This is a genomic window from Mycobacterium sp. E2462, assembly GCF_001672685.1.
Lineage (GTDB): Bacteria > Actinomycetota > Actinomycetes > Mycobacteriales > Mycobacteriaceae > Mycobacterium.
In genome coordinates this window covers 1-6,339 of sequence record NZ_LZKC01000367.1, presented here as the reverse complement: position 1 = coordinate 6,339, position 6,339 = coordinate 1, and the positions used below count along the sequence as shown (strand labels likewise).

The 6,339-nt window shown below is 67.9% G+C and carries 6 protein-coding genes; all 6 read right to left on the bottom strand.

Annotated features, from left to right (window positions below):
• A partial coding sequence (locus A5714_RS19385) for an MlaD family protein (protein ID WP_156747396.1) occupies window positions 1-331 on the bottom strand: 331 nt, incomplete at its 3' end.
• On the bottom strand, window positions 325-1,497 hold the full coding sequence (locus A5714_RS19380; RefSeq protein ID WP_068287900.1) for a virulence factor Mce family protein: 1,173 nt from the start codon (window positions 1,495-1,497) through the stop codon (window positions 325-327). The genes A5714_RS19385 and A5714_RS19380, both read right to left, overlap by 7 nt.
• Before the next feature lie 104 nt (window positions 1,498-1,601).
• The gene (locus tag A5714_RS19375) at window positions 1,602-3,248 is read right to left on the bottom strand and encodes a virulence factor Mce family protein (protein WP_068069728.1); all 1,647 of its coding nucleotides are present in this window, start codon (window positions 3,246-3,248) and stop codon (window positions 1,602-1,604) included.
• Window positions 3,245-4,837: a virulence factor Mce family protein gene (locus A5714_RS19370; protein WP_068287897.1), complete on the bottom strand. Its 1,593-nt coding sequence runs from the start codon at window positions 4,835-4,837 to the stop codon at window positions 3,245-3,247. The genes A5714_RS19375 and A5714_RS19370 overlap by 4 nt, the downstream gene beginning before the upstream one ends.
• Window positions 4,834-5,874 (bottom strand): virulence factor Mce family protein, encoded by a 1,041-nt coding sequence (locus A5714_RS19365; RefSeq protein WP_068287894.1) that lies wholly within the window; start codon window positions 5,872-5,874, stop codon window positions 4,834-4,836. Before A5714_RS19365 ends, A5714_RS19370 begins: the two co-directional genes overlap by 4 nt.
• On the bottom strand, window positions 5,871-6,339 hold a 469-nt coding region (locus A5714_RS19360; RefSeq protein WP_197502820.1), incomplete at its 5' end, for an MCE family protein. The genes A5714_RS19365 and A5714_RS19360, both read right to left, overlap by 4 nt.

Genomic DNA, 6,339 nt, shown 5'->3' with positions numbered 1-6,339 from the left:
GGTCCAGGTACTGCTCACCGACCGCCGACACCGAGTGCACGTCCGCCGACGCGTCCACCGGGATCTTGTAGCGGCTGTCGATGCTCATGGTCGCCTGGGCGCCCCGCTCGGTGGGCTCGACGTCGGTGACCTTGCCGATCGTGACACCGCGGTAGGTCACGTTGGCCGTGGGGTACAGGCCGCCCGACGCCGGTAGGTCCGCCTTGAGGGTGTACCGGCCGACGCCGACCAGGCTGGGGATCTGCAGGTAGTAGATCCCCAGCACCAGCAGCGATATGACGGTCAGGATTCCGAAGACGATCAGCTGGCGTCTGATGAAAGGAGTCAGCAATTCCTGTCCCCCCTCTCCACCAGCGGTCCGCCCGGCGCGTCGTTCGGGTTCGGCGTGTACCGCACGTCCGGGATCATCGTCTCCGGGTCACGCCCGTAGGACTGCTCCAGCGCGCGCAGCGCCCCGGACAGGCCGGTCCCGGTGAGGAACGCGTTGTCGACGGCACTGTAGGTCAAGTCCAGCGTCAACGAGATGTTGAGGTAGTCGCCGCGGAAGATCTTCGGCACGGTGTCGATGTCGAACGGCTGCGTCAGGATCAGCTTCAGCGCCCCAATCAGGTACGGCGACGCGCGACCCAGCTCCTTGAGCGGGCACTGCAGCGCCTGCAGGTCGGTGTGCAGCGGCCCGCGGGCCTCCGACAGGTACTGGTCGGCGGATTGGCTGAGCCGGCCCACCGAGTCCACCGCGTTGATCAGCAGGTTCTTGGTGTCCGCGAAATGCTTGATCAGCGGCGGGATGTCGGTGAGCACCCGGTCGAGGACGTCGGCGCGACCGCCGACGTAGGTCAACAGCCGGTTCGTGGAGTCGATGGCGTGGGTGATGTCGTCGCGCTGCTGGTTGAGCTGGTCGGTGAAGGTGTCCAGCTTGCCCAGCAGCGACCGGATCGCGTCGCCCCGCCCGTTGAAGATGTTGTAGACCTCGTTCTGCAGCACCTCGAGGTTCGGGATGCCCCCGCCGCGCAGGATCAGCGACAGGCTCGCAAGGGTCTGCTCGGTCGTGGGATATGACGACGAGTTCTTCAGCGGGATGGTGTCGCCGTTCTTGAGCAGGTCGGACGACGGGTTCTGCGGCGACGCCAGCTCGACGTGCTGGGAACCCAGCAATGACGTCTGCCCGATCTTGGCGATGGCGTTCTTCGGCAACTTGACGCTCTTGTCCAGCCCCAGCGTCAGCGTGGCGACCCAGTTCTTCAGCTCGATCTTCTTGATGGAGCCGACGAAGACGTCGGCGACCATCACCTTGCTGTTGCCGTTGATCGCCAGGGTGTCCGGCACCTGCACGTAGACGACGAAGGAGTTGGACCCGCTGCCCGGGCCGCCCGGGATCGCCACGTTGGAGATGCCCCGCCACCCGCACGAGCTCAACACCAGCGCGACGGCCAGCAGCACCAGCGCCTGCCAGGACCCCCGCCGGATCGCGCCCACGGCGCTCGTCGCGCGGTTCACTGCCAGACGGCTCACCTTGCTCCTCGCGCCCACGGCGCTCGTCGCGCGGTTCAGTGCCAGACGGCTCACCTTGCTCCTCGCGCCCACGGCGCTCGTCGCGCGGTTCACTGCCCACCTCCCATGTCAGCCGGGGCGAACGCCGGCCCGCCCGCGTTCGGGGCGGGCGCGGCCACCGGCGCCGGCGTCGGCGCGACCGGGCCCGGGACCACGCCCGGTCCGGGCGGCGGCGGCTGGATCGGCACCGGCGCGTTCAGGCCGATCGGCGGCACGATCGGGTTCTCGTCGTAGGCGTTCGGCGGCCCCGGCGGGGTCTGGTACTGGGACTGGACCGGCGCGATGTTCGGGCCACCCATCAGCTCTTCCAGCGAGTCCGGGGTCATCAGGCCCCCCGTGATCGGGCCGACCTGCTGGCCCTGCATGCCCGGCGCCACGATCCAGCCCGGCTGGGTGTTGCGGTGCGACGTCGGGGTGTCCGGCGACCAGATGCCCGGCACGGTCGTGTCCTTGTAACCGTTCGGCGGGTGCAGCCGGTCCTCCGAGTAGGCGACCTCCTTGGGCAGCGTCTCGGCCGTGCTGAACAGGTTGATGCCGAACGGCGGGTAGTTGAACTTGATCGCGTCCAGGATGGGCGCGAGGTACTGCGCGCACAGTTCGGCGGAGTCCTGGTAGCCCAACCGGCTGCCCGCCTGAATCGCGCTACAGATGAACTGCATCGGGTTGGCGAAGTTGGTGATCGACGGAATCGCGACCACCGAGCCGTGCGACGGGTGATAGATCTGGTTGATGTTCGCGGCGGCCGTCGGGAGCACGTGCAGGGCGGTCTCCAGCCCGTTCAGCGGATCCGGCTGCAGCAGCGTGTTCGTCACCGTCTCGAGGTTCTTGACGTCGTAGGTCAGCACCCCGCGGTTCTTGTCGAGGAACGGCCGAACGGTCGTCAACAGGCTGTCGAACTGCTGCAGCGCGTTGGACAGGTCGGTGTCGGAGTGCGCGAGCCGCGTGGTGAAGTCCGCCAGATTCTGGTTCAGCGCGACGAACTGCTGGTCGTCCTTGTGCAGCGCGTTGACGAACAACGCCAGGCTCTTCACCACCGCGAAGAAGTCGCCGCGGCCCTCGTTCAGGGCGGTCAACGCCCGCGACAGGTTGCTCAGCGTGGTGTTGATCTCCTGGCCCTTGCCGGCCAGGCCGTTGGCGAAGGATTCGATGACCTCCCCGAACGGCCCCTCACGCTGGAGCAGCGTGCAGCTGGCCTCGGCTCCTTGCGGGCAGGTGGGGCCCAGCTTGGAGATGATGTTGGTGATGCTGTTGCGCAGCTGGTCCCACTCGACGGGGACCTGGGTGCGCTCCTCGGGGATCACCGCGTTGTCCGACAGCTGCGGGCCACCCTTGTAGGCCGGCTCCAGCTGAATGGCCCGCGACGCCACCAGCGTCGGGTTCAGGATCACCGCCGACGCGTTGGCGGGCACCTTGTACTTGTTCTCGTAGTGGAAGGTGACCTTCATCTTGTCGCCACTGGGCTCGATCTTGTCGACCGCGCCCACGCGCAGCCCCATGATCTGCACCTTGTCGCCCGGGTAAAGCGCGTTCGCCGCCGGGAAGTAGGCCACCACGGTGTTGTTGGTGAGCTTCTCGTACATCCGCCACCCGACGTAGGCGACGACGAGCGCCAACACCACCACCAGCGATCCGATGATCACCGTCGCGCGCGTCAGCTTCGGCAACCGCAGGTTGCGGATGTCAAAGATGGTGCTCAATTCTGGCTACCTCCCCCGGCTGCGCCACTACCTCCGGATCCACCAGGGTTGATGAACGGTGCCGGCAGCTGCGGCCCGGAGCCGGGCGGTGCCGCCGGCCCCGGCGGGAAACCGGGCGCGAACGTCGACGGCGGCGGCGTCGGTCCGGCCGGCTGCAGGCCCTCGGTGCGCGCCCCCGGCGGCGCCTGCTGCGGCAGCGGCACGGGCGTGCCCGGGACGTTGGGCGCCGGGTCGCCCGGCCGGCCCGCGATCGGGATGCCCGGGGTCGGCGGCAGGCCGTCGGGGTTCGGGGGCGACGTTTGGACGTCGATCGGCGCCGGGAAGCCCGGGCCGCCGAACGGTCCGACGCTGGCACCCGCGCAGGGCAACGGGTTCCACGGTCGGGGTAGGCCCTCGTCCCCGATGGTGACGTTGCCGCCCGGGTTGGCCGGCGTGTAGGAGCAGGGCGATCCCGGCGGGATGGCCGGGCCCGGGTGATCCGGGGTGCCCTCCAGCACCGGCGGCGCAGGCGGCGGCGCCCCGTTGGGGAACCGGGTGCCATTGGGGTCGGGGAACCGGTACTCCGGCAGCCCCGCGCCGCGCCAGAAGTTCTCCGGGTCGATGCCGCGCTTCTTGAACGCGGCGTCCACCCACGGCTGCGAAATCTGGTACAGCGCCAGGTTGTGCAGGACCACCTTGAAGAACGGACCCGACGCGATGGCCTCGTTCAGCGAGGGCAGGAACTTACCCACCTCGGTGAGACCGTTGGCGAGGTCGTCCTTACGCTGCACCAGGATGTCGCTGACGGTGCGCAGCTGCTCCAGGACGTGGTTGAGGTTCGGGTTGTCGTTGATGAAGCCCTTGATCTGCTCGGAGAACGCGGCCACGTTGGCCAGCAGGGCGTTGATTGCCTGGCCGCGCTCGTTGAAGGCGGCCAGCAGCGTCTTCGTGTTGACCAGCAACCGATCGATCTGGTCGCTCCGATCCCCGAGGATGCTGGCCACCTGGTTGGCCTGGGCGAGCAGGTGCTTGACCTCTTCGTCGCGCTTGCCGATGGTGTCGGAGAACTTCGCCACCCCGTCCAGGGCCGCGCTCAGGTGCGGGTACGTCTGGTCGACGGTCTGCGACAGCACATGCAGCGATTCCTTGACGGTGTCGATGTCCCAGCCCTGCGCGGCCTTGGTGACGTCGAAGAACGCGTCGTAGATCTGGTACGGCGTGGTGCTCTGGCCCAGCGGCAGCGACGCGCCCGGGCGGAGCTGCTTGTTGCCGCGCGGCTCGACCTCGAGGATCTTCTTGCCGAGGATGGTGTCGGTCTTGACCGCGATCCGGCTCTCGGTGCCGAACGTCGCGGTGCCGGCGTTGAACTGGACCACGATGTGGTCGCCGTCGATCCTCAGGCTCTCGACCTTGCCGACGTCCACGCCGGCGATGCGCACCTTGTCGCCTTTGCTCAGGCCGCCGGTGTCGGTGAACTGTCCGTAGTAGTGCGGCTTGGCCATCAGCACCGGGACGCTGGTGAAGCTCTGGCCGACGCCGATCACCAGCAGCGTCACGATGATGCCCATCAGGCCCAGGCGAACCCGGTTGGGTGGCTCCAGTGTCCTCATTGCGGGGTGCACCTGCCCGTCGGCTGCTGGAACAGCCGCACCGTGCGGACCGGGCCGCCGGCCTGCAGGCCGTTGATCTTGAGCGTGATGTCGCACGCGTAGAAGTTGACGAAGTCACCGTAGGACCCGATGGCGCGCCCGATCATGTTCAGCGCGGTGGGCACCTTCTTGAGGTAGTCCTGCAGCCCGTCGCGCTGGTCGATCAGCGGCTGCTGCACAGCGTCGAGGTAGTTCAGCGTCTTGTGCAGCAGGGTGCGGTCCTCGCTCAGCAGGTCGGCGACCGTGCCCGCCGCGTTGCTGATGTGCGCCGTCCCGCCGGCCAACTGGTCGCCGTGGTCCTTCAGGCCGGTGATCAGGACCTCGAGGTTGTTGACGGTCTGGTCGAACTGTTGGCGGTGCCGAACCGTGGTGTCCAGCACGATGTTCAGGTTCTTGATGACCTCGCCGATCGCCTGGTCACGCTCGCCGAGCTGGGTCGTCAACTGCGCGGTCTGGTCGAGGATGTCGTTGATGGTGCCGCCCTGCCCCTGGAACACGGTGACCAGCGACGACGCGATGGTGTTGACCTTCTGCGGGTCCAGCGCCCGAAACAGCGGCTTGAAGCCGCCGATGAGGGCGTCGAGGTCGAGGGCCGGCTGGGTCCGGGACAGCGGGATGAAGCCGTTGGGCGGCAGCACCCGGTCGGCGCCCTCACCCGTGCCGCGCTTGAGCTCCAGGTAGCGGTTGCCGATCAGGTCGAGGTAGCGGATCTGCGCGGTCGTCGACTGGTAGAGCGGCACCGCGCGGTCGACGTTGAACTTCACCCGCGCCCGCTTGCCGCCGTCGACCAGTTCCACCGTGTCGACCTTGCCCACCTCGACACCCGAGGCGCGCACGAACTGGCCGGACCGCAGGCCGCTCACGTTGGTGAACTCGGCTGAGTATCCGTTGGTGCTGTCAAAACGCATCTGACCGAACACCACGATGATCATCACGGTGAAGATCAGCAGCACCACCGAGAAGATGCTGAGTCGGATGAGCGTGCCGGTGATTTTCATGGGTTGATCGTGTTATCCCCTACTTGGCGACCCCAGACGTACTCGATCGCGTACGGCGAGCCGGTGTCGAGGTGGTTGTACGGCGCCAGGCTGTTGCCGCTGTCCATCACCAATTCCGGTGCGGGCCACAGGTCGTGGGTGATCTGCTGCCAGCAGCCCGGCGCGCCGCCCGGACCGCCGCGGGCGTTCACCCGCGGCAGGTTTTCGGGGTAGACGTACGGGTTCGGCGCACCACCGACCAGGCCGACGGCGGCGCCCAGACCCAGCGTCAGGGCGGCGACGGCGACCAGCGACAGCGGGTTGGCGACCAGCCCGAGGCCCGACAGGGCCTGGGTGTGGCTGTTCAGCGAATAGCCGTTGCCGCCCAGGAACGACGCGGCCTTGGGTTCGATGTCGTGGTAGTTGCGCAGGGTGCAGTAGATCGCCGGGCTGTAGGTGTCGAGCAACTGCGCCGAGGGCACCAGA

Excerpts from the sequence above, each read along its gene's own strand:
- A5714_RS19370 (WP_068287897.1), bottom strand. The coding sequence starts at position 4,837 with ATGAGGACACTGGAGCCACCCAACCGGGTTCGCCTGGGCCTGATGGGC.
- A5714_RS19365 (WP_068287894.1), bottom strand. The coding sequence starts at position 5,874 with ATGAAAATCACCGGCACGCTCATCCGACTCAGCATCTTCTCGGTGGTG.